Here is a 25126-nt window from a genome sequence, read left to right as displayed (position 1 = left end):
GTGCATCGTCACCTTTTGTGCGCGGGGTCGAGGGGAGGGTGTCCTTCGGCGGACCGTCGGCGGTGTCACGGTGTGCCCAGTTCGTTGTCGAGGAAGTCGAAGAGTTCGTCATCGGTGGCGGAGTCCATCCGCTGTTCGACGTCGTCGCCGGGCCCGGTGTCCGGGAGCAGGCTCTTCAGGAGGCTCTGGAGCCGGTCGGCCAGGGCGGCCCGGGTGTCCTCGTCGGTGGCGCCGTCACGGAGCGCGGCCTCCAGCCGGTCGAGTCCGGCCAGCGCCGCCGGGTCCGGTGCGCCGGACACCGGGCCGAGTTCGGTGTCCAGGTGGCGGGCGACCGCTCGGGCCGTCGGGTGGTCGAACAGCAGGGTGGCGGGCAGGGCCAGACCGGTGGCGGTGCGCAGCCGGTTGCGCAGTTCCACCGCGGTCAGCGAGTCGAAACCGAGGTCCAGCAGGGGCTGTTCGGTGTCCACGGCGGCCGGGTCGGCGAAGCCGAGGACCAGGGCCGCATGGCCGCGGACCAGGTCGGTGAGGACGCGGTCGCGCTGCGGGGCGCTCAGACCGGTCAGCCGCCGCTGGAGGGCGTCGGCGCCGTCCACTGCGGTGTCCTCGCCCGAGGCGGCGCGGCGGGCGGGGGGCCGCACCAGGCCGCGCAGGAAGGCCGGGATGTCCTCGGCCGCGTTCTGTGCCGCGATGGCCCCCACATCCAGCCGCAGGGGCAGAAGCACCGGGGCGTCCAGAGCGGTGGCCGCGTCGAAGAGGGCGAGCCCCTCGTCGGGGGTGAAGGCGACGATGCCGCCGCGGGCGATACGGGCGAGGTCGGCGTCGGTCAGATGGCCGGTCATCCCGCCGGTGCCCGCCCACAGGCCCCAGGCCAGCGAGGTGGCCGCGAGACCCCGGGCGCGGCGCCGGTGGGCGAGCGCGTCCAGGAAGGCGTTGGCCGCGGCGTAGTTGGCCTGACCCATCCCGCCGAAGACACCGGCGATGGAGGAGAAGAGGATGAACGCGGACGGGTCGAGCCCCAGCTCGTCGGTCAGCTCATCCAGGTTCACCGCGGCGTCGGCCTTGGGACGCAGCACCCGATCGAGCTGCTCGGGCGTCATATCGGCGACGACACCGTCCTCGATGACACCGGCGGTGTGCACCACCCCGGTCAGCGGACGGGGCAGGGAGCCCAGCACCTTCCGCAGGGCCTGCCGGTCGGCGGCGTCGCACGCAACGATGTCCACCTCGGCCCCGAGGGAGGCCAGTTCGGCACACAGTGCGTCCGCGCCGTCGGCGGCGGGGCCGCTGCGGCTGGTGAGCACCAGATGGCGCACCCCATGGGTACGGACCAGGTGGCGGGCGGTCAGGGAGCCCAGGGCGCCGGTGCCACCGGTGATCAGCACGGTGCCGTCGGGGTCCCATGGGGTGTCACGGCCGGGTACGGACCGGGGCACCCGGGCCAGCCGGGCGGCGAGCGGCGTTCCGGCGCGCAGCGCGATCTGCGGTTCGCCGGTGGCGAGTGCGGTGGCGAGTGCGGTGTGTGAGGCCGGGTCGTCGTCGGTGTCGAGGAGGACGAAGCGGCCGGGGTTCTCGGTCTGTGCGGACCGGAGCAGGCCCCAGACCGCCGCGTGTGCCGGGTCCGGTACGTCGTCCTCGGGAGCGGTGGGCACACCGCCACGGGTCACCACGGCCAGCGTGGCGTGCTCATGGCGCGGATCGGCGAGCCAGGCCCGGACCAGGGCGAGCGTACGGACGGTGGCATCGCGGACGGCGTCGGCCGGATCGTCCGCCGTCGCCGCGCCCACGGCCGTCACGACGACGCGGGGAACGGAGGCTCCCGCGTCCACCGCCGCTCCGAGGGCATCGAGGTCCGGATACACCCCGCACGGGGTCAGGGCGGTGGTGAGCCAGCCGGGCGGATCCGCTCCCAGGAGGGCCGGGGCGTCGGACGGGAGGGGACTGGGGGCGAGGGCCGGCCACTCCAGGCGGAACATGTCCGGGTGCGTCCCGGTGCGCGCACCGCCGACCCGCTCGGCCGACACCGGCCGGAGGACGAGCGAGCGTGCGGAGGCGACCGGGGCACCGGTCGCGTCGGCCACGGCCAGGGCGACCGATTCCGGTCCGGCGGGCGTCATCCGCAGCCGCAGGACGGTGGCTCCCGACGCGTACAGCCGGACCCCGCTCCAGGAGAACGGCAGCCAGCCCTGTTCGCTGCCGTCGAGGACGCCGAACGCCAGCGAGTGCAGCACGCTGTCCAGCAGCGCCGGGTGGAGCCCGTAGTGCGCCGCGTCCGCCCGGTGCTCCTCGGGCAGCCGGGCCTCGGCGTACACCTCGTCGCCCAGGCGCCAGACGGCGCAGAGCCCCTGGAAGGCCGGACCGTAGCCGAACCCGCCGTCTGCCAGGCGCTGGTAGAGGCCGTCGATGCCGACGGGCTCCGCTCCGGCGGGCGGCCAGACGGTGAGCTCGCCGGACACCTCCGGGCCGGCCGGTCCGCCGGTGGTCAGCCTGCCCCCTGCGTGCCGGGTCCAGGGGTCGCCGGGGGCGGCGTCGGCGGGCCGGGCGTGGACCGCGAAGGCACGGCCTCCGTCACCGCCGGGCGGCTGGACGGTGAGCTGGAGGGTCACGGCGGTGTCGGCGGGCAGGGACAGCGGCGCCTCCAGGGTGAGTTCCTCCACCTCGGGGCAGCCCACCCGGTCCCCTGCGTGCACGGCCAGTTCGAGGAAGGCGGTGGCGGGGAACAGGGCGCCGCCGTACACCGCGTGGTCGGCCAGCCAGGGCTGGGTGGCCACCGACAGCCGCCCGGTGAAGAGGTGACCGCCGGTGTCGGCGAGCGGGGAGCCCGCGCCGAGCAGCGGGTGCCCGGCCGGTTGCAGACCCGCGGCGGGCATATCACCGGCGGGCGGGGTGGCGGGGAGCCAGTAGCGGGCGCGCTCGAAGGGATAGGTGGGCAGATCGGCGGGGTGGCCGGTGCCGATGCCGCGGAACAGCGGCTCCCAGTCCACGGGTACGCCGTGGACGTGCAGCCGGGCCAGGGCGGTGGTGACCGCGACGGGCTCCGCCGTGTCCTTGCGCAGCAGACCGACCATGGCGGTGCCGTCACCGGGGGCGGTCAGACAGTCCTGGCCGAGGGCGGTCAGCGCCCCGTCGGGCCCCAGCTCCACGAAGGCGGTGACCCCTTCGTTCTCCAGTGTCCGTACGGCGTCCAGGAAGCGCACGGTGCCGCGGATGTGGCGGACCCAGTGGCCGGGGGACGCGAGCTCGGCGGGATCCGCGAGGGCTCCGGTCAGATCGCAGACCACGGGGATCTCCGGCGCGCGGAAGGTGATCCGCTCGGCGACGGCGCGGAAGTCGTCCAGGACGGCGTCCATCTGCGGAGAGTGGAAGGCGTGGCTGACGGTGAGCCGTTTGGCCTTGTGGCCCGCGGCCCGCCAGTGTGCCTCGAACTCCGCCACCGCCGGTTCATCACCGGACAGGACGGTGGCGGCGGGTCCGTTGACGGCGGCCACCGCGATCTCCCCCTCGCGGCCCTCCAGCCGGGGCAGGAGTTCCGCTTCGGGAACGGTCAGCGCGACCATGGCACCGCCGGCGGGCAGGGCCTGCATCAGCCTGCCGCGCGCGGCCACCAGGGCGGCGGCGTCCGGCAGGGAGAGCACTCCGGCCACATGGGCCGCGGTGAGCTGGCCGATGGAGTGGCCGGTGACGAAGTCCGGCCGCACCCCGTAGGACTCCACCAGCCGGTACAGCGCCACGCCCACGGCGAACAGCGCGGGCTGGGTGAAGGCCGTGGTGTTCAGCAGCGCGGCGTCCTCGGTGCCGGCGGCGGCGTGCGCCACCGCGCGCAGCGGCCGGTCCAGGAGCGGGTCGAACGCCGCGCACACCTCGTCGAAGGCGTCGGCGAACACGGGAGAGTCCGCGTAGAGCGCGGCGCCCATCCCGGGCCGCTGACTGCCCTGTCCGGGGAAGAGGAAGGCGGTCTTCCCACCGGTGCGGGACACGCCGGTGAGGACGCCCGGGTGGGGCGCGGCAGCGGCGAGCGCCTTGAGCCCGTCGAGGAGTTGCGCATGGTCCTCGCCGACGACGGCCGCCCGGTACGTCAGGGCGCCACGGCCGGTGGCCAGCGTCCGGCCGATGTCGGCCGGGTCCGGTCCGGGCCCGCCGGCGACCTCGGCCAGCAGCCGTTCCGCCTGGACGCGCAGGGCCTCGGTGGTGCGGGCCGACAGCAGCCAGGGGAGGACGGCGCCGGTGGTGGGCGGGGGTGCCACGGCGGGCGCTACCGGAGCCTGTTCCAGGATGGTGTGTGCGTTGGTGCCGCTGACGCCGAAGGAGGACACCCCGGCCCGGCGCGGACGGTCGCCGTCGGGCCAGGCGGTGGACTCGGTGAGCAGCCGCACGGCCCCGGCCGACCAGTCCACGTAGGGGGTGGGCGCGTCGATGTGCAGCGTGGCCGGGAGGGAGCCGTGGCGCATCGCCAGCACCATCTTGATGACCCCGGCGATACCGGCGGCGGCCTGGCTGTGGCCGATGTTGGACTTCAGCGAGCCGAGCAGCAGCGGCCGTTCGGCGGGGCGCTCCTGACCGTAGGTGGCGAGCAGCGCCTGAGCCTCGATCGGGTCGCCCAGCCGGGTGCCGGTGCCGTGGGCCTCCACCGCGTCGACGTCTTCCGGGGCCAGTCCGGCACCGGCCAGGGCCTGGCGGATGACCCGTTGCTGGGACGGGCCGTTGGGGGCGGTGAGACCGTTGCTGGCGCCGTCCTGGTTGACGGCCGAGCCGCGTACGAGGGCCAGTACGGGGTGGCCGTTGCGGCGCGCGTCCGACAGCCGTTCCAGGAGCACCAGACCCGCGCCCTCGGCCCAGGCGGTGCCGTCCGCGGCGGCGGCGAACGGCTTGCAGCGTCCGTCGGCGGCCAGTCCGCGCTGACGGCTGAACTCGACGAACGCGCCCGGTGTCGCCATCACGGTGACACCTCCGGCGAGTGCCAGGGAGCACTCACCGCCGCGCAGCGCCTGGGCGGCGAGGTGGACGGCGACGAGCGAGGAGGAGCAGGCGGTGTCCACCGTCACCGCGGGGCCCTCCAGGCCGAAGGTGTAGGCGATGCGGCCGGAGGCGACACTGCCCGCGCTGCCGATGCCCAGGTAGCCCTCGAACTCCTCGGAGGGTTCGGTGACCCGGGAGCCGTAGTCGCGGTAGCTGGAGCCGACGAAGACACCGCCGTCCCCGCCGCGGACGGACCGCGGGTCCACGCCTGCCCGTTCGAACGCCTCCCAGGCGAGTTCCAGGAGCAGCCGCTGCTGCGGATCGATGGCCAGGGCCTCGCGGGGGGAGATGCCGAAGAAGGCGGGGTCGAAGTGGTGGGCGTCGTAGAGGAACCCGCCCTCGCGGGCGTAGGTCCGGCCGACACGTCCGGGGTCGGGGTCGTAGAGTCCGGCCAGGTCCCAGCCGCGGTCGGCGGGGAACTCACCGATGGCGTCCCTGCCGTCGGTGAGGAGCTGCCAGAACTCCTCGGGGGTGCGGACGCCGCCGGGGAAGCGGCAGCTCATCGCGACGATGGCGATGGGGTCGTCGTCGGGGACCGGTGCGGCCGCCGGCGGCGTGGCGGACGTCTCCCCCGTACCGGCGAGTTCCCGGTGGAGGTGGTCCACCAGGGCCGCGGTGGTGGGGTGGTCGAAGACCAGGGTCACCGGCAGCGGCACCCCGGTGGCCCGGGACAGCCCGTTGCGCAGCTCCACCGCGGTGAGCGAGTCGAAACCGATGTCCTTGAACGCCCGCTCCGGTTCGATCGCGGCGGGGTCGGCGTGGCCGAGGACGGCGGCGGCATGGGTGCGCACCAGGTCGGTGAGGTGGCGGACGCGCTCGGTGGCGGACAGCCCGGCCAGTCGGCGGGCGAAGGTGTCCGCCTCCCCCTCGGTACCGTCTCCCGAGGCGCCGTCGGCGAGGGCGCGGCGTGCGTCGGGCAGTTCGCTGAGGGCGGCGCTCGGACGCAGCGCGGTGTAGGCGCGGGTGAAGCGGTCCCAGGCGATGTCCGCGACGGTCAGCCGGGGCTCGTCGTCCTGGAGCGCCTGCCACAGGGCGTCGAGGGCGAGTTCGGGGTCCATGGCGGGCAGTCCGTCCCGGACCAGCCGCCGGCCCACCGCTCCCGCGGCGAGGCTGTCGCCGCCCCACAGTCCCCAGGCCACGGAGGTGGCGGGCAGTCCGCGGTCGCGGCGCGCCCGGGCCAGGGCGTCGAGGTAGGCGTTGGCGGCGGCGTAGCTGCCCTGACCGGTGCCGCCGAGGGTGCCGGCGAGCGAGGAGAACATCACGAAGGCCGTGAGGCCGGTGGTGTCCCGGGTGAGTTCGTCGAGGTGGTGCGCGGCATCGGCCTTGGGACGCAGGACGGCGGCCGCGCGCTCGGGGGTGAGGGTGGCGAGCACCCCGTCGTCGAGGACTCCGGCGGCGTGGAACACCGCGCGCAGCGGGCGGTCCGCGGGGATGGTGGCGAGGAGCCGGGCGAGGGCGTCGCGGTCCGCGGTGTCGCATGCGGCGAGGGTGAACTCGGTTCCGAGAGCTGTGAGTTCGGCGGCCAGCCGGTCGGCTTCGGGGGCGTCGGGGCCGCGGCGGCTGACCAGAAGGAGGTGTGCGGTGCCGCGGTGGGCGAGCCGGCGGGCCAGCCGGATGCCGAGGCGGCCGGTCGCACCGGTGATGAGCACGGTGCCGTCGGGAATCCAGGGCGTGCCGTCGGCGTCGCGGGAGGGGGTGGCGCGGACGAGGCGCCGGGCGAAGACCCCGGAGGCGCGGAGGGCGAGCTGGTCCTCGCCGTCCCGGCGGGCCAGTACTCCGGCGAGCCGGGCGCGGGCCCGGGTGTCGAGCCGGGCGGGGAGGTCGAGGAGGCCCGCCCAGCGTTCGGGGTGTTCGACGGCCGCGACACCGCCGAGGCCCCAGGTGAGGGCCTGGAGGGGGGCGTCGAGGGTGTCGGAGCGGCCGACGGCGACGGCGCCGCGGGTCGCGCACCACAGCGGGGTGCGCACCTCGGCGTCGCCGAGCGCCTGGAGCAGGGTGGTGGTGAGGGCCAGCCCGGTGGGCAGCAGCGCCCCGGCGCTGTGCGGGGCGTCGGCCAGGGCGAGCAGCGACAGCACGCCCTCGACGGGGTCCTCCTCGGCGAGGCCGCGCAGCAGCGCGGCGAGCTCGGTGCGCCCGGTGTCATGGCCGAGTTCGACGAGGCGGGGAGCGGCGCCGTGGTCGCGCAGGGCGGTCAGGCAGTCGGCGAGGGCGGGGTGATGGCCGGCGGCGGGGACGACGACCCACCAGGTGCCGTCGAGGCGGGCGTCTCGGTCCTGGGGCAGTGCGGTCCAGGTGACGCGGTAGCGCCAGCCGTCGAGGGTGGTCCGGCCGCGGTCGGCGAGCAGCCACCGGGAGAGGGCGGGCAGGACCGTGCCCATCGCGTCGCGGGTCGTGTCGTCCTCGACGCCGAGGGTCGTGGTGAGCGCGTCGAGGTCGCCGTCCGCCACGGCGTCCCAGAAGCGCGGACGGGCTCCCGCGGCGTCGTTCCCGTCGGCGCCGGACACGGCGGGCGGGGCGGGCTCCAGCCAGTAGTGGTCGCGCTGGAAGGCGTAGGTGGGCAGCTCGCAGGGGCGCGCTCCGGTGCCCTCGAAGACGGTGTCCCAGTCCACCGGGTGGCCGAGCACATGGAGTTCGGCGAGGGAGGTGAGGAACCGCTTGCGGCCGCCCTCACCGCGGTGCAGGGTGCCGACCGCGCCGCCGGACCCGCCGGCCGCCTCCAGGGACTCCTGGAGCCAGACGGTGAGGGCGGGGTGGGTGCTGGTCTCGACGAACAGCCGGTGTCCGGCGGTGACGAGGGCTTCGACGGCCGCGTGGAAGAGCACCGGCTGCCGCAGGTTGCGGTACCAGTACGCGGCGTCGAGGGCGGCGGTGTCGAGCATGCCGCCGGTCACGGTCGAGTAGAAGGGGACGCGGGAGGCGCGTGGGGTGATCCCGCCGAGGGCGGTGAGGAGTTCCCCGCGGACCTCCTCGATCTGCGGGGAGTGTCCGGCGAAGTCGACTCCGGGGATGGGCCAGCACAGGACCCCGTCGTCGGCGAGCCGGGTGTGGAGTTCCTCGAGCGACGCGGGGTCGCCGGAGACGGTCACGGTGGTGGGGCCGTTGACGGCGGCCACGCTCAGCCGTCCGGTCCAAGGGGCGAGCCGCTCCTCCACGTCCCGCTGCGGCAGCGGGATGTAGAGCATGCCGCCACGGCCGATCAGGGCCCGCAGTTCCTTGCTGCGCAGGGCCACCACACGGGCGGCGTCCTGAAGTGTGAGGGCTCCGGCCACATGGGCCGCGGCGATCTCGCCCTGGGAGTGGCCCACGACGGCCGCGGGCTCGACACCGTGGGCGCGCCACACCTCGGCCAGGGACACCATGACGGCGAACAGGACCGGCTGGACGACGTCGACCCGGTCCAGCGGCGGGGCGCCGGGCGCTTCGCGCAGGACGTCGAGGAGGGACCAGTCGAGGTGCGGGGCGAGGGCGTCGGCACAGGCGGCGATGGCTTCGGCGAACACCGCTGAGGTGTCGAGGAGTTCACCGGCCATACCGGCCCACTGGGAGCCCTGGCCGGGGAAGACGAACACCGGGCGCGGGTCCCGGACCGCGGTGCCGCGGACGGCCCCCTCACCGGTCCGCCCGTCGATCAGCGCGTCGAGTCCGGCGAGGAGTGTCTCCCGGTCGTCGCCGACGACGGCGGCCCGGTGCTCGAAGGCGGTGCGGGTGGTGGCCAGGGAACGGCCGATGTCGGCGGGTGCCGGCTCCGGCCGCCCGGCGAGGTGGGCGCGCAGCCGCACTGCCTGGTCGCGGACGGCGTCGGCGCCGCGCCCGTACAGCACCCAGGGCACACAGGTCGCCCGGACCGCGGGGCCGGGCTGTTGCACCCGCGGTCCGGCGGGCGGCTGTTCCACGATGACATGGGCGTTGGTGCCGCTCAGGCCGAAGGAGGACACTCCGGCACGCCGGGGGTGGCCGTCCTCGGGCCATGGAGCGGCCTCGGTCAGCAGTCGCACCTCACCGGCCGACCAGTCGACGTTCGGGGTGGGCTCGTCCACGTGCAGGGTGGCGGGGAGCTCCCCGTGCCGCATGGCGAGCACCATCTTCATCACGCCCGCGACACCGGCGGCGGCCTGGCTGTGGCCGATGTTGGACTTCAGCGAGCCGAGCAGCAGCGGCCGTTCGGCGGGGCGGCCCTGGCCGTAGGTGGCCAGGATGGCCTGGGCCTCGATGGGGTCACCGAGCGTGGTGCCGGTGCCGTGGGCCTCCACCGCGTCGACGTCGGCGGCGCTGAGTCCGGCGTCGGCGAGCGCCTCGGCGATGACGCGCTGCTGGGCGAGGCCGCTGGGCGCGGTCAGCCCGTTACTGGCACCGTCCTGGTTGACGGCGGAGCCGCGCAGGACGGCGAGCACCGGATGGCCGTTGCGGCGCGCGTCGCTGAGCCGCTCCAGCAGCAGCAGTCCGACGCCCTCGGCCATGCCGAACCCGTCGGCGGAGGCCGCGAAGGACTTGCAGCGGCCGTCGGGGGCCAGTCCGCGCTGGCGGCTGAAGCCGGTGAACGTCAGCGGGGTGCCGATGACGGTGGCGCCACCGGCCAGGGCCAGTGCGCATTCGCCGCGGCGGAGGGCCTGGGCGGCGAGGTGGACGGCGACGAGCGAGGAGGAGCAGGCCGTGTCCACGGTCACCGCGGGGCCCTCCAGGCCCAGGGTGTACGCGACCCGGCCGGACAGGACACTGGTGGAGATGCCCGCGACGAAGAGCCCCTCGAGTTCATCGGGGACGTCCCGCATACTGCCGCCGTACCCCTGGTAGGCGGCACCGGCGAAGATGCCGGTGCGGCTGCCGCGCAGGGTGGCGGGGTCGATCCCGCCCCGCTCCAGTGCCTCCCAGGAGGTCTCCAGCAACAGCCGCTGCTGCGGGTCCATGGCGAGGGCCTCACGGGGCGAGATGCCGAAGAAACCCGCGTCGAACCGTCCGGCGTCGTAGACGAAGCCACCGGTGGCCGCGTAGCTGGTGCCGGGCCGTTCGGGATCGGCGTCGTAGAGCGCGTCGAGGTCCCAGCCGCGGTCGGCGGGGAGTTCGGCGACCGCGTCACGGCCGTCGGCGACGAGCCGCCACAGGGCGTCGGGGGTGTCGACACCGCCGGGGTAGCGGCAGCTCATGGCGACGATGACGACCGGGTCGTCATCCGCCGTGGCGGCGCGGGGCAGCGGAGGCGCCGTCGGTACCGGCGACGCGGTCCGCTCGCCGAGGAGTTCATCCCGCAGGTGGCGGGCGAGGGCGGTGGGCGAGGTGTGGTCGAAGACCAGGGTGACGGGAAGGGTGAGCCCGGTGGCGGTGGCGAGCCGGTTGCGCATCTCCACGGCGGTGAGCGAGTCGAAGCCGAGGTCGCGGAAGGCGCGGTCGGAGGCGATCGCGTCGGCCGAGTCATGTCCGAGTACCCCGGCGGTCTCGGCGCGGACGAGGTCGTCCAGCACGCGTTCGCCCTCGGCGTCGGGCAGTTCGCGCAGCCGGGCGCGCAGCGGCGCTGCGGCCGGATCGCCGTCGGCGCCGTCCGCCGCGGTGGCGGCGGCGGGCTCCAGCGCGGCACGGGCCGCGGGCACCCCGCTGATGAGCGGGCTGGGGCGGCCGGTGGTGAACACCGGGGCGAAGCGGCTCCAGTCGATGTCGGCGACCAGGACCAGGGTCTCGTCGTGGTCCAGCACCTGGCCGAGGGCGGTCACACAGGTGGCGGGCGGCATGAAGACGACGCCCTGGGCCCGCAGTTGTTCCTCGACCAGGTTGGCGGCCATACCGGCGCCGTTCTCGGGACTCCAGATGCCCCACACCACGGAGGTGGCGGCCAGACCGCGGGCCCGGCGGTTCTCGGCGAGCCCGTCCAGGTAGGCGTTGGCGGCGGCGTAGGCGCCGTGGATCGCACTGCCCCAGACCCCGGAGATGGAGGAGAACAGGACGAAGGCGTCGAGGTCGTCCCGGTCGAAGAGGGCGTCCAGATGCGCCGCGCCGCCCACCTTGGCGCTCAGGGTGTCGGCGAACTCCTCGAGACAGGTGTCGGCGAGCGGGACGAGTGAGCCGCCGCCCGCGGCGTGCATGACCGAGCGGATCCGGCAGCCGTCCGCCTCCAGACCCGACACCAGCGCCGACAGCGCGTCTCGGTCGGTGATGTCGCAGGACGCCACGGTGGTGCGGGCGCCCAGCGCGGTCAGCTCCTCGCGGAGCTCGGCCGCCCCCGGTGCCTCGGGTCCGCGCCGGCTGACCAGGACGAGGTGTTCGGCACCGTTGCGGGCGAGCCAGCGGGCGACGTACGCGCCGAGGCCACCGGTGCCACCGGTGATCAGTGTGGTGCCGCGCGGGGTCCATGACCGCGGCGGCTGCGCGCCGTCCAGCGGGGCGGGGACGAGCCTGCGGGCGAGGACGCCCGTCTCGCGTACGGCCACCTGGTCCTCGTCGCCGCGTCCGGCGAGCACACCGGTGAACCGGGCGGCGGTGCGGCGATCGAACTCCGGGGGCAGATCGACCAGTCCGCCCCAGTCGCGCGGGTACTCCAGGGCGGCCACCCTGCCCAGCCCCCAACTGGTGTGCTGGGCCGGGCTGACAGGGGCGTCGGCCGCGCCGACGGACACCGCGCCGCGCGTTGCCCACCACAACGGGGCGGACAGCCCGGCCTCCTGGAGCGCCTGGACGAGGGCGAGGCCCAGGGCGGTGCCGACCGGCACCGACGGATGGTCCGGATGCGGCCGTTCATCGGTGGCCAGCAGCGACAGGATGCCCGCGGGCGACGCCCCGGCGGTGGTGAGGGCGTCGGTGAGCTTGGCGGCCAGCGGCCCCGGCGCGGTGTCGGTGTGTTCGAGGGCGACGGTCACCACGGCGGCTCCGGCGTCTTCGAGCGCCTGGACGCAGGCGGCCGTCCGCGGGTCATCGGTGAGCGCGGCGGGCAGCAAGACGAGCCAGTTGCCGGACAGCCGGGACACGGCCGGGTCGGGCAGGGGTTGCCAGATGAGCCGGTAGCGCCATGAGTCGACCGTGGCCAGTTCGGCGTGCCGCTCCCGCCAGGTGGCCAGCGCGGGCAGCACGGCGCTGAGGGGTTCGTCGGGGCCGACGCCGAGGGTCGCGGTCAGCCGCGGCAGATCTCCGGTGCGGACGGCTTCCCAGAACCGGTCCTCCTCGGGATCCATCGCCGGGGCCGGGACGCTTTCGGCGGGGGTGGTGTGCTCCAGCCAGTAGCGGCGCCGGGTGAACGCGTAAGTGGGCAGATCGGCGGACGGGCCGTGGCCGTCGAACACCCGTGTCCAGTCGGGTGAGAGACCACGGATATGGGCCTGGGCGAGGGCGAGCAGGAAGCGGTCGGGCCCGCCCTCGTCCCGGCGGAGGGTGGCGAGGACGGCGACCGGGTGCTCCGGGGCGGCGGCCTCGACGGTCTGCTCGACACCGATGGTGAGCACCGGATGGGCGCTGGTCTCGACGAAGAAGCCGTAGCCCTGGTCCAGCAGTCCGCGGACGGCTTCCTCGAAGCGCACAGGTTCGCGCAGATTGCGGTACCAGTAGGCGGCGTCCAGCGTGCTGGTGTCACACCAGGTGGCGTCGACGGTCGAGTAGAACGGCACCGCCGCCGCGACGGGGGTGACACCGGCCAGCGAGGTCAGCAGGGTGTCCCGGATCTCCTCGACCTGCGCGGAGTGCGAGGCGTAGTCCACGGGGACGACCCGGGCCGTGATGTCGCGGGCGACGAGCTGCTCCACGATCCCGTGGACGGCCTCGGCGTCACCCGACAGCACGGTGCTCGACGGGCCGTTGACCGCGGCCACCGACAACCGCTCACCCCACGGCTCCAGATACGGACCCAGATCGGGTGCGGACAGCGGGACGGATGCCATTCCGCCGCGCCCGGCGAGTGCGGCCAGCGCCTCGCTGCGCAGAGCCACCACCCTCGCCGCGTCCTCCAAGGTGAGCGCCCCGGCCACACACGCCGCCGCGATCTCCCCCTGCGAATGCCCCACCACCGCATCCGGCACCACACCATACGAACGCCACAACTCCGCCAACGACACCATCACCGCGAACAGCACCGGCTGGACCACATCCACCCGGTCCAGCGACGGCGCACCCTCGCCGCCCCGCAGCACCGCCTCCAACGACCACTCCACATACGGCGACAGCGCACGCTCACACTCCGCCATCCGCCCCGCGAACACCGGCGCGGCATCGAGCAGTTCCACCGCCATCCCCGCCCACTGCGACCCCTGACCGGGAAACACGAACACGGTCTTGCCCGTGGCCCCGGCCCTGCCGCGCACGACGCGGGGCGAGGGGGTCCCGTCGGCGAGGGCGGCCAGGGCGGTGGTGAAACCGTCCCGGTCCCCGGCCACGACGGCGGCGCGGTGCTCGAACGCGGCGCGGGTGGTCGCCAGCGCGCGGCCGATGCGCCCGGCCTCCGCCGCCATGTCCCCGGCCGGGTACGTCGCCGTGTCCTGGAGGTGTGCGAGCAGGGACGCGGCCTGGGCGCGCAGGGCGTCCTCGGTGGGTGCGGAGACCACCCACGGCAACGGACCGGCGGGGGCGTCCCCGGCCACCGGCTCCGGGGCCTCGGTGTCCTCTTCGAGGACGAGATGCGCGTTGGTGCCGCTCACGCCGAACGCGGACACCCCCGCCCGGCGCGGACGGCCGGCGTCCGCCCAGGGACGGGCCTCGGTGAGCACCCGTACCTGGCCCTCGGACCACTCGACGAAGGGGGTCGGCCGGTCGACGTGGAGGGTTCGCGGCAGCCGCCGGTGGCGCAGGGCCATCACCATCTTGATGACGCCGCCGACGCCCGCGGCGCCCGAGGTGTGGCCGATGTTGGACTTCAGTGAGCCGATCCACAGCGGCCGGTCCTCCGGCCGGTCCTGACCGTAGGCGGCCAGGAGGGCCTGCGCCTCGATGGGGTCGCCGAGACGGGTGCCGGTGCCGTGGGCCTCCACCGCGTCGACGTCGCCGGGGGCGAGCCGGGCGTCGGCGAGCGCCTCGGTGATGACCCGCTGCTGGGCGGGGCCGCTGGGCGCGGTCAGCCCATTGCTGGCGCCGTCCTGGTTGACGGCCGAGCCCCGGATGACGGCCAGGACCCGGTGGCCGTTGCGGCGGGCGTCGGCCAGCCGTTCCAGGACCAGCACCCCGGCGCCCTCGGACCAGCCGGTGCCGTCCGCCGCGGCCGCGAACGCCTTGCAGCGCGCGTCCGCCGACAGGGCCCGCTGACGGCTGAAGGCGACGAACGCGTCGGGGGTGGCCATGACCGCCACACCGCCCGCCAGTGCCAGCGCGCACTCCCCGGAGCGCAGTGAGCGGACGGCGAGGTGCAGGGCGACCAGCGACGAGGAGCACGCGGTGTCGACGGTGATCGCCGGACCCTCCAGGCCGAGGGTGTATGCCACCCGGCCGGAGACCACGCTGGCGGCCGTCCCGGTGTCCAGGAGGCCCTGGAGTTCGGGGAGGTGGCGCGATCCGCTGCCGTAGTCGTTGCGCATGGCGCCGATGAACACACCGGTCCTGCTGCCGCGCAGTGCGGTGGGATCGATGGCGGCCCGCTCGACCGCCTCCCACGCGGTTTCCAGTACGAGGCGCTGCTGCGGGTCCATGGCGAGGGCTTCACGGGGCGAGATGCCGAAGAAGTCCGCGTCGAAGTCGCCCGCGTCGTGCAGGAATCCGCCGTGCCGGGTGAAGGAGGTGCCCGGGTGGTCGGGGTCCGGGTGGTAGAGCGCCTCGGTGTCCCAGCCGCGGCCGACGGGCCAGGTGGTGATGGCGTCGGTCTCCTCGTCCAGGAGCCGCCACAGCCGCTCCGGGGAGTCGACGCCACCGGGGTAGCGGCAGCTCATGGACACGATGGCGATGGGATCGTGCCGGGCGTCCTCGGCCTCGCGCAGCCGTCGCCTGGCGTCTCCCAGGTCGGCGGTGGCGCGCCTGAGGTATTCGAGGAGCTTGTCGTTGTCGTGCATAGGTGTCTCGGCTCCCCTTCAGGCCCCGAAGTTGTTGTCGAGCAGTTCGAAGAGTTCGTCGGCGGTCGCGGTGGCGACCGTGCCGGTGCCGGACTCCTCCGGGTCCGGTGGCACCCGTTCGCTCCAGGTGCGCAGCAGGTCCCGCAGCCGGGTGGCGATCTCGTCGGCGCCGGGGGTGTCCGGTCCGGCGGTGGCGAGGGCCCGGCCCAGCAGGTCCAGTTGGGCCAGGACCGGGCGGTCCGGTTCCCGGGGCGCGCACAGCAGCCCGGTCAGGTGGTCGGCGAGCGCGCCGGGGGTGGGGTGGTCGAAGACGGCGGTCGGCGGAATGCGCAGTCCGGTCGCCTCGCAGAGGCGGTTGCGGAACGTCACGGCGAGCATCGAGTCGAAGCCGACTGCTGTGAAGGGCTGTCCGGGCGGTACCGCCGCTCCGTCGGTGTGTCCGAGGACGGCCGCGGCGTGCGCGGTGACCAGGCTGAGCACCGTGCGGCGGCGGTCCGTGGAGTCCAACGGGGCCAGCCGGGCGGCGAGATCGTCCTCGCCGCGCGGGCCGGGCACCGGTGCCGCCGCGGCGGGGGCCGGGGTGGCGGTTCCGTACCGCCCCGGGGTGGGCAGCCAGTAGCGCTCGTGCTGGAAGGCGTAGGTGGGCAGGGGCGGACGGGCGGTCGCGGACCGGGGCAGGGCGGTGGCCCAGTCCACCGGCGCTCCGTGTGTCCAGGCTTCGGCGACGGCGGCCAGCATCCGGTCGGGGCCGCCGTCGTCGCGGCGGAGCGTCCCCACGGCCACCGCGGGCCGTTCGGCCCGCTCGGCCGTCGCCTCGACCGCGGCGGTCAGCACCGGATGCGGGCTGACCTCGATGAACAGCTCATGACCGGCGTTCAGCAGCCGTTCGGTGGCCTGGGCGAACTCCACGGGCGCGCGCAGGTTGCGGTACCAGTACGCGGCATCCAGGGCCTCGCCGTCGACGGTGTCCGCCGTCACGGTGGAGTACAGCGGGATGTCGGCGGGACGGGGCCGCACCGGGGCCAGGGCGGCGCGGAGTTCCTTGGCGACCTCGGCCACATGGGGCGAGTGGGCGGCGTAGTCGACGGGGATCCGCCGGGCCCGGACCCCCTCACGCCCGCAGTCCGCGAGCAGTCCGGTGAGCGCGTCGGACTCACCGGCGATGACCACGGCGTCCGGGCCGTTGACCGCGGCGATGTGGAGCCGTTCGCCGTAGGGCGCCAGCAGCGCCCGTGCCCGGTCCGCGGACACGGCGAGCGCGGCCATCCCTCCCCCGCCCGCGAGTCGCAGCAACGCCCGGCTGCGCAGCGCCACGACACGGGCGGCGTCGTCGAGGGTGAGGGCCCCGGCCACACAGGCGGCGGCGATCTCCCCCTGGGAGTGGCCGACGACGGCGTCCGGTACGACACCGTGGGAGCGCCACAGCCCGGCCAGGGACACCATCACCGCGAACAGCACCGGCTGCACCACGTCCACCCGGTCCTGGGGCGGGGCGCCGGGCGCGCCGCGCAGGACGTCGAGCAGGGACCACGCGGTGTGCGGGGCGAGGGCGTCGGCACAGGCGGTGAGGTGCTCCGCGAACACCGGCGACTCGTCCAGCAGCCGGTGTGCCATCCCGGTCCACTGCGGGCCCTGCCCGGGGAAGACGAGGACGGTCCTGGCGTCCTTCCGCTCCAGGCCCGTGACGGTGCCCGGGGCGGGCGCCCCGTCGGCCAGCGCCGCGAGCGCGGTCAGGACGTCCTCGCGCGCGGTCCCGGTGACCGCGGCCCGGTGCGGGAACGCGGTACGGGTGGTGGTGAGGGCGTGGGCGACGGCGGCGAGGGGCAGTTCGGGCCGCTCGGTGGTGTGGGTGTGCAGCCGCCGGGCCTGGGCGCGCAGCGCGGCGGGCGAGGCAGCGGAGAGCGGCAGGGCCACGGCTCCGCCCGTTCCGGGGTCGGTGGGAGTGTCCGGCGCTTCCGCCGGGGCCTGTTCGAGGAGGGCGTGGGCGTTGGTACCGCTCATACCGAACGACGAGACCCCGGCCCGGCGCGGACGGCCGGTGTCCTCCCAGGGGCGGGCCTCGGTGAGCAGCCGCACCGCGCCGGTGGACCAGTCCACCCGGTCCGACGGGGCGTCCACGTGGAGGGTGCGCGGCAGCAGGCCGTGGCGCAGGGCCAGCACCGTCTTGATGACGCCCGCCACGCCCGCGGCGGCCTGGGTGTGGCCGATGTTGGACTTGAGCGATCCGAGCCACAACGGCCGGTCGTCCGGCCGGTCCTGGCCGTAGACGGCCAGCAGTGCCTGGGCCTCGATGGGGTCCCCGAGGGTGGTGCCGGTGCCGTGAGCCTCGACGAGGTCGACCTCGGCGCCGGTGAGTCCGGCGGCGGTGAGGGCACGGCGCAGGACCCGCTGCTGCGCGGGGCCGCTGGGGGCGGTCAGCCCGTTGCTGGCACCGTCCTGGTTGACGGCCGTGCCGCGGACGACGGCGAGGACGGGGTGGCCGTGGCGCCGTGCGTCGGAGAGCCGTTCGACGACGAGGACACCGACGCCCTCTCCCCATCCGGTGCCGTCGGCGGTCCGCGCGAAAGAGCGGCAGCGGCCGTCCGGGGACAGTCCGCGCTGTCTGCTGAACTCGACGAAAACATCGGGGGACGCCATCACGGCGGCTCCTCCGACGAGGGCGAACGAACACTCCCCCGCACGCAGGGCCTGTCCGGCGAGGTGCAGGGCGACCAGGGAGGACGAACAGGCGGTCTCCACGGTGACGGCCGGGCCCTCGATACCGAGGGTGTAGGCGACGCGCCCGGAGGCGACGCTCGTCACCGTGCCGCTGAGCAGGTGGCCTTCGACGTCGGCCGCGGGATCCCGCGGTCCGGTGCCGTATCCCTGGGAGGCGAGGCCGAGATAGACACCGCCGGGGGTGCCGCGCACCGAGCGGGGGTCGATGCCCGCGCGCTCCAGCGCCTCCCACGAGGTCTCCAGGAGCAGCCTCTGCTGGGGGTCCATGGCCAGTGCCTCGCGCGGGGAGATCCCGAAGAACGCGGCGTCGAAGTCCCCGGCGCCGTCGAGGAAGCCACCGCCGCTGGTGTAGAAGGTGCCCGGCCGTTCGGGATCGGCGTCGTAGAGCGCCTCGATGTCCCAGCCACGGTCGGTGGGCAGCGGGCCGATGGCGTCGGTCTCGCTGGTGACGAGGTCCCACAGGTCCTCGGGGCCGCGGACGCCCCCGGGGAAGCGGCAGGCCATGCCGACGACGGCCAGCGGTTCGTCCGGGGCCGCCGCGGTGACCTCCACGGGGCGCGGTGCGGGGACGGTGCCGGTCAGTTCGGCGTGCAGATGGCCGGCGAGCGCGGCGGCCGTGGGGTGGTCGAACACGGTGCTCGCGGGCAGGGCCAGACCGGTCGCCGCGGTCAGCCGGTTGCGGAGTTCGACAGCGGTGAGCGAGTCGAATCCGAGGGACTGGAAGGGGCGTTCGGTGTCGATGGTGGCGGCGGTGTCGTGTCCGAGCGCCGCCGCGGCTTCCGCGCGTACGAGGTCGGTGAGGGCGCGCCGCCGCTCGGCCCCGGGCAGTCCGCCGAGCCGGGCGCGCCACGGGGCGGCGGTGTCGGTGTCGTCGGCGACGGGCTCGGCGGGGACCGCCTCGGGCAGTTCGCTCAGCAGCGCGCTGTCCCGGCCGGAGCGGAACGCCGGGGCGAAGCGTGCCCAGTCGACGTGTGCGACCACGGCGTCGGGCTCGCCCGCGTCCAGCAGTCGGTGGAGGGCAGCGAGCGCCGTGTGCGGTGCCATCGACACCAGGCCGTGGCGGTGGAGGGCCGCTCCGGTCTCTCCTTGGGCCATGCCCGCCCCCGCCCAGGGCCCCCAGGCGATGGAGAGGGCGGTGCGGCCACGGGCGTGTCGGTGTGCGGCGAGGGCGTCCAGATAGGCGTTGGCGGCGGCGTACCCTGCCTGTCCGCCGCTGCCCCAGGTGGCGGAGACCGAGGAGAAGAGCACGAAGGCGTCGAGGTCGTTCCCGAGCAGGGAGTCGAGGTGCGCGGCGCCGCGTACCTTGGCCGCCGTCTCCTCGGCGAACCGGGCGGGGTCGTGGTCCACGACCTTGGTGTGCGAGGTGACTCCGGCGGCGTGGAAGACCGCCCGTACGGTGTCACCGGCGGCCGTCAGCCGGTCCAGTGCGGACTCCAGCGCGACCCGGTCCGCGACATCGCAGGACAGCACCGTGGTACGGGTACCGGCCGCGGTCAGTTCGGCGGCGAGGTCCGCGGCGCCCGGGGTGTCCGGGCCGCGACGGCTCGTCAGCACCAGGTGCTCCGCACCGCGTCGCGCCAGGGAACGGGCCACCTGGGCGCCGAGTCCACCGGTACCGCCGGTGATGAGCACGGTCCCGCGCGGGGTCCAGGTGTCCGCGTCCCGCGGTACGTCCACCTGGTGGTGCGGCGCCCTACGGAGGCGACGGCCGTGGAGGGTGCCGTCCGGACCGATGGCCACCTGGTCCTCGGCGGGAACGCCCGTCGCGGCACGGTCGCTCCCCTCGGCGCGGACCTCCCCGGCCAGTACGGCGCACAGCCGGTGGAGCGCGATGGCACCGGGCCGCTCGGGCAGATCGACCAAACCGCCCCAGCGGTCCGGGTGTTCCAATGCGGCCACTCGTCCGAGGCCCCACACCTGAGCCTGCTCCGGACGGTCCGGTCCCCCGCTCCCGGGGGCCACGGCGCCGGTCGTGGCGCACCACAGCGGGGCGGGTGATCCGGCGTCACCGAGGGCCTGGACGAGCAGCAGGGTGGCTTCGGGTCCGGTGGCGGGAGCGAGCAGGGAGAGCACTCCGGTGATCCCGGTGGGGATCAGCGCGGCGAGCCCGGCGCGGTCGGTGTCCTCGGGGACGGTCAGCACGCTCACCTCGGCGCCGTGCTCGGTCAGCGCGCTCCGGCAGGGCTCGGTGAGGGAGGGCCGGCCGGCGGCGGACACCACGAGCAGCCAGGTCCCGTCCAGCCGGGGTGCGGAGGCGGCGGTCAGAGGGCACCAGCCGACGCGGTAGGTCCAGTCCTCCCCCGCGCCGAGGGGCCGCGCGGTGGGGAGCGCGGGCCAGAACCGCCGGCGCTGGAACGGATAGGTGGGCAGGTCGACATGGCGCGCCGCCGGGTGGCAGGCCATGGACCAGTCGACGGGCACACCCCGGACGTGCAGCCCCGCGAGCGCGGCCGTGAGCGATTCGGGTTCGGTCCGCCCGTCGCGGAGCAGCGGCAGGGCGCGGCAGCCGGCGGTGGCCGCCCCGGACTCCTCCACGAGACCGCACAGGACACCGCCCGGACCGAGTTCGAGGCAGCTCGTGGTTCCCTCGGTGAGCAGGCGGCGGGCCCCGTCGAGGAAACGCACGGTGCCGCGGACATGGCGGACCCAGTAGTCCGGGTCGCACAGTTCGCCGGCGGTGGCCCGCTCCCCGGTGAGGTTGGAGATCACCGGGATGCGCGGCTCGGCGTAGATCAGGCTCTCGGCCACCTGCCGGAAGTCGTCCAGCATCGCGTCCATGTGGGCGGAGTGGAAGGCGTGGCTGACCGTCAGCTCCTTGGTGCGGCGGCCCTGCGCGCGATAGTCCTCGACCAGCCGAAGCACCGCCGCCCGGTCGCCGGAGACCACGGTGGAGCGAGGGGCGTTGAGGGCGGCGATCGAGACGGCGCCACCGTCCGCCGGGAGGGCGGCGATGGCCGCGGCCACGTCGTCCTCGTCGGCCTCCAGCGCCGCCATGGTGCCGTCCCCGGGCAGCGCGTCCATCAGCCGGGCGCGGGCAGCTACCAGCGCGCAGGCGTCGGGCAGGCTGAGCACCCCGGCCGCGTGGGCGGCGGCCAGTTCGCCGATGGAGTGTCCGATCAGCAGGTCGGGGCGTACCCCCCGGTGCTCCATCAGCCGGAACAGCGCCACTTCGAGGGCGAAGAGGGCCGGTTGGGTGCGGCCGGTGCGGTGCAGTGACGCCGCCTCGTCCGTGTCCGGGGCGGCGAACATGATGTCGCGCAGCGGCACGTCCAGATGCGGGGCGAGGTGGGTGAGGACATCGTCGAGCGCGTCGGCGAAGGCGGGTTCGGCGGTGTAGAGCCCGGCACCGGCACCCGCACGCTGGCTGCCCTGGCCGGGGAAGAGGAACGCAATGCGGCCGGGAGCGCCGACGGCACCGGTGACCAGGCGCCCGTGCGAGCTCCCCGCGGCCAGGGCGTCCAAGGCGTTGAGGACGGCGGTCCGGTCGTGGGCGAGGACCGCGGCCCGGTGGCCGAGCGCGGCGCGGCCGGTGGCCAGCGCGGTCGCCACGTCCGCCATGTGGTGGCCGTCGCCGGTGTCCTGTTCCATGAGATACGCGCGCAGCCGCGCGGCCTGGTCCCGCAGGGCGCGCGGGCCGTGGGCGGAGAGCAGCAGCGGAAGAGCGGCCCCGGTGGCGGGTCGGGTGTCCGGCGCGGTGGTGTGGCAACCGGTGTCCGGCGCCTGTTCGAGAATCACATGGGCGTTGGTGCCGCTGATACCGAAGGAGGAGACTCCCGCGCGGCGCGGTGCCCCGGTGTCGGGCCAGGGGGTACGGACGGTCAGGGGGCGTACGTCGGCCGCGGACCAGTCGACGTGCGGGTTCGGCTCATCGGCGTGGAGCGTGCCGGGCAGTTCACCGGCGCCGAGCGCGAGCACCATCTTCATCACTCCGGCCACCCCGGCGGCGGCCTGGGTGTGCCCGATGTTGGACTTCACCGACCCCAGCCACAACGGGCGCCCGGCGGGCCGGTGTCCGTGCACGCTCTGGAGCGCCTGGGCCTCGATGGGATCGCCCAGAGCGGTACCCGTGCCGTGTGCTTCGACGGCATCCACCTGCTCGGGGCGGAGACCGGCGTCGGCCAGCGCGGCGCGGACGACCTGCTCCTGGGCGGGGCCGCTGGGAGCGGTGAGCCCGTTGCTCGCGCCGTCCTGGTTGACCGCGCTGCCGCTGATCAGCGCGAGCACACGGTGTCCGTGGCGGCGGGCGTCGGAGAGGCGTTCGAGGAAGACCACACCGGCGCCCTCGCCCCAGCCCGTGCCGTCCGCGCCCGCGCCGAACGCCTTGCAGCGCCCGTCGGCGGCCAGTCCGCGCTGACGGCTGAACTCGACGAAGAGCCGGGGGGTGCTCATCACCGTCACGCCTCCGGCGAACGCGCGGTCGCAGTCGCCGCGCCGCAGCGCCTGTGCGGCCAGGTGCAGCGCGACGAGCGACGAGGAGCAGGCCGTGTCCACGGTGAGGGCGGGACCGCGCAGTCCAAGGACGTAGGAGAGGCGGCCGGACAGCACACTGGCGGTGGTCCCGGTGAGCAGATGGCCCTCGGACACCTCGGGGGCGTCACCGGCGAGACCGGTGTAGTCCTGGCCGTTGGTGCCGATGAACACACCGACGGCGCCCCCGCGCAGCGCGAGCGGGTCCTGCCCCGCGTTCTCCACCGCCTCCCACGCCGTTTCGAGGAGCAGCCGCTGCTGCGGGTCCATGGCGAGGGCCTCGCGCGGGGAGATCCCGAAGAAATCGGCGTCGAATCCGGCGATGTCGTCCAGGAATCCGCCCCGGGTGCAGTAGGTGGTCCCGGTGTGGTCGGGGTCGGGGTCGTAGAGCGCGGCCGCGTCCCATCCGCGGTCCGCGGGCCACTCGGTCACGGCGTCCCCGCCCTCGGCGAGCAGACGCCACAGGTCGTCGGGGTTCCGTACGCCACCGGGGAGCCGGCAGCCCATGCCGACGATCGCGATGGGGTCTTCGCGCGTGGCGGTGGCGGCCGCCACCGGGCCGGGGGTGGCGGCCTCGTACGCGCCGGGACCGACCGCGGCCTCGTGCAGCAGGTGGGTGGCGAGGAGTTCGGGTGTCGGCCGGTCGAAGAGGACGGTGGCGGGCAGCCGTAAGGCGGTGGCCGCGGACAGCCGGTTGCGCAGTTCGACGGCGGTCAGCGAGTCGAACCCCATGGCGGAGAAGGCCAGCTCGGGGCGGATGGCGCCGGGGTCGGCGTGCCGCAGCACGGCCGCCGTGTGGGCGCGCACCAAATCGAGGACATACCGGGCCCGTTCGGTGGCGGGCACCTCGACGAGCTGGTCGCACAGCGCACCGGAACGGGTGCCGGGACCGCCGCCGTCGCCCGGGCCGCCGTCCCCGGCGCGGACCGCGCTCAGCAGCGCCGTGGCGCGGAGGGCGGCGACCGTGGCGTACCGCTCCCAGTCGGCATCGGCGACCACCACCAGCGCGTCGTCCTCGGCCAGGGCCCGACCGATCGCGGTGACGGCGGCCTCCGGGGCCATGGAGGGCAGCCCCCGGTCCCGGAGCCGGTCGGCCACCCCGTCCCGCAGCATCCCCTCTCCGGCTGCCCAGGCGCCCCAGGCGATGGCGGTGCCGGGCAGTCCTTCGGCGCGCCGCGTGGCGATCAGGGATTCCAGCGCCGCGTTGGCCGCAGCGTAGTTGCCCTGCCCCGCGTTGCCCACGACACCCATGACGGAGGTGAAGACGACGAACGCCGAGAGCCGGTGTCCCGCCGTGGCCTCGTGGAGCACACGGGCCGCGGTGAGTTTGGCGCGGAGGCTTGCGGCCGTCCGCTCGGGGGTGAGGGTGTCCAGTGTGCCGTCGTCCAGGACGCCCGCGGCGTGGACGACGGCGGTGAGCGGACGTTCCCGGGGCAGGGCACCGAGGAGTTCCGCCGTCCGGACCGGGTCGGCGACATCGCACGCGGCGATCGTCACCGCCGCCCCGAGCTCCTCCAGTTCCCTCCGCAGCGCGGTCGCTCCGGGCGCGTCCGGGCCGCGCCGGCTGACGAGGAGCAGATGCGGCCCGTCCGGCCCGGCGAGCCACCGCGCCACATGCGCGGCGACACCTCCGGTGCCACCGGTGATCAGCACCGTGCCGCGTCCCAGCGCGTCCCCGGCCGGGAGGGCGGTGTTCCGGGACGCGGGCGCGAGCAGGAGCCGTCGGCCGTGCACACCGGTCGGCCGTACCGCGACCTGGTCCTCGTCGGTGACGGAGGCCAGTACGGCGCACAGCCGCCGCAGTGTCCGCTCGTCGGAGGCCAGCGGGAGGTCGATCAACCCACCCCAGCGGTCGGGGTGTTCCAGCGCCGCGGTACGCCCCAGCCCGGCGACGGCCGCGTGGGCGGTGGGCCCCGGCCGCTCCCCCGCACCGAGGACGGCGGCGCCACGGGTGAGGCACCACAGCGGGGCGTCGATCCCGGCGTCGCCCAGGGCCTGGATGAGCGCGAGGGTGAGCGCGACCCCACCGGGCAGATCGGAATGGCCGGGGTGCGGGCGGAGTTCATCGGCCAGCAGGGACAGTACGCCGGTGACCGGCCGTGCGGCGGCTCCGGCGGCTCCGGCGGCTCCGGCGGTGAGAACGGCTGCCAGCGACGCGCGGTCTTCGCCGGGACCGCCGACGGTCACCACGGTCAGGTCGAGACCGATGGCGACCAGGCCCGCCACCACGTCCTGTGAGATGTCGCCACCAGGGCAGACGGCCAGCCAGTGGCCGGGCGGCGCGTCGGCGGGCGGCAGGGCCAGCGGCTGCCAGCCCACATGGTGACGCCAGGAGTCGGCGCGGCGTACCGCGGCCCGTTCGGAGCGCCAGGAGCTGAGCGCGGGCAACACCTCCCGCAGCGCCTGCGGGGTGACGTGCAGGGTTTCGGCGAGCCGGGCCGGGTCGGTGCGGGCGAGTGTTTCCCACAGGTCGTCCCCGGCGGAGCCGGACACCGGGGTGCCAGGGGCGGCCGTGTCGATCCAGAACCGCTCCCGCTGGAACGGATAGGTGGGGAGTTCAACCCGCCGGGCACCCGACTTCTCGAAGGCGGGCGTCCAGTCCACCGGGACACCACGGACATACGCCTCGCCCAGCGACAGCAGCATCCGCTCCATACCGCCCTCGCCACGGCGCAACGTCCCCGTGGCCAGCGCCTCCGCACCCGATGCGTCAACCGTCTCCTGTACGGCGGCGGTCAGGACTGGATGCGGACTCACCTCGACGAACGCACCGAAGCCCTCATCCAGCAGCGCACGCACCGCAGGTTCGAAACCCACCGGACTCCGCAGATTCGCATACCAATAGCCACCATCCATCAACGAGGTGTCCAGCCAGCCACCCGTCACCGAGGAGAACAACGGAACATCACCGCTCTTCGCCGTGACCCCCTCCAACGCCGAGCACAGTTCGTCCTCGATCCGCTCCACCTGCGCACAATGCGAGG

At 75.1% G+C, this 25126-nt stretch carries 2 protein-coding genes; both read right to left on the bottom strand.

Going from position 1 to position 25126, the window contains the following annotated elements; genetic code table 11:
* Nucleotides 1–65 precede the first annotated feature (65 nt).
* Nucleotides 66–14957: a type I polyketide synthase gene (locus NMK44_RS40910; RefSeq protein WP_254753128.1), complete on the bottom strand. Its 14892-nt coding sequence runs from the start codon at nt 14955–14957 to the stop codon at nt 66–68.
* A gap of 18 nt (nt 14958–14975) precedes the next feature.
* The coding region (locus NMK44_RS40905; RefSeq protein WP_254753126.1) for a type I polyketide synthase at nt 14976–25126 on the bottom strand (10151 nt) is incomplete at its 5' end.

Origin of the sequence: Streptomyces cucumeris (genome assembly GCF_024295805.1) — a bacterium.
Classification (GTDB): domain Bacteria; phylum Actinomycetota; class Actinomycetes; order Streptomycetales; family Streptomycetaceae; genus Streptomyces; species Streptomyces cucumeris.
The sequence above is the reverse complement of the archived record's forward strand: the minus strand, read 5'-3'. Positions and strand labels throughout refer to the sequence as shown.

Excerpts from the sequence above, each read along its gene's own strand:
- NMK44_RS40910 (WP_254753128.1), bottom strand. The coding sequence starts at position 14,957 with ATGCACGACAACGACAAGCTCCTCGAATACCTCAGGCGCGCCACCGCC.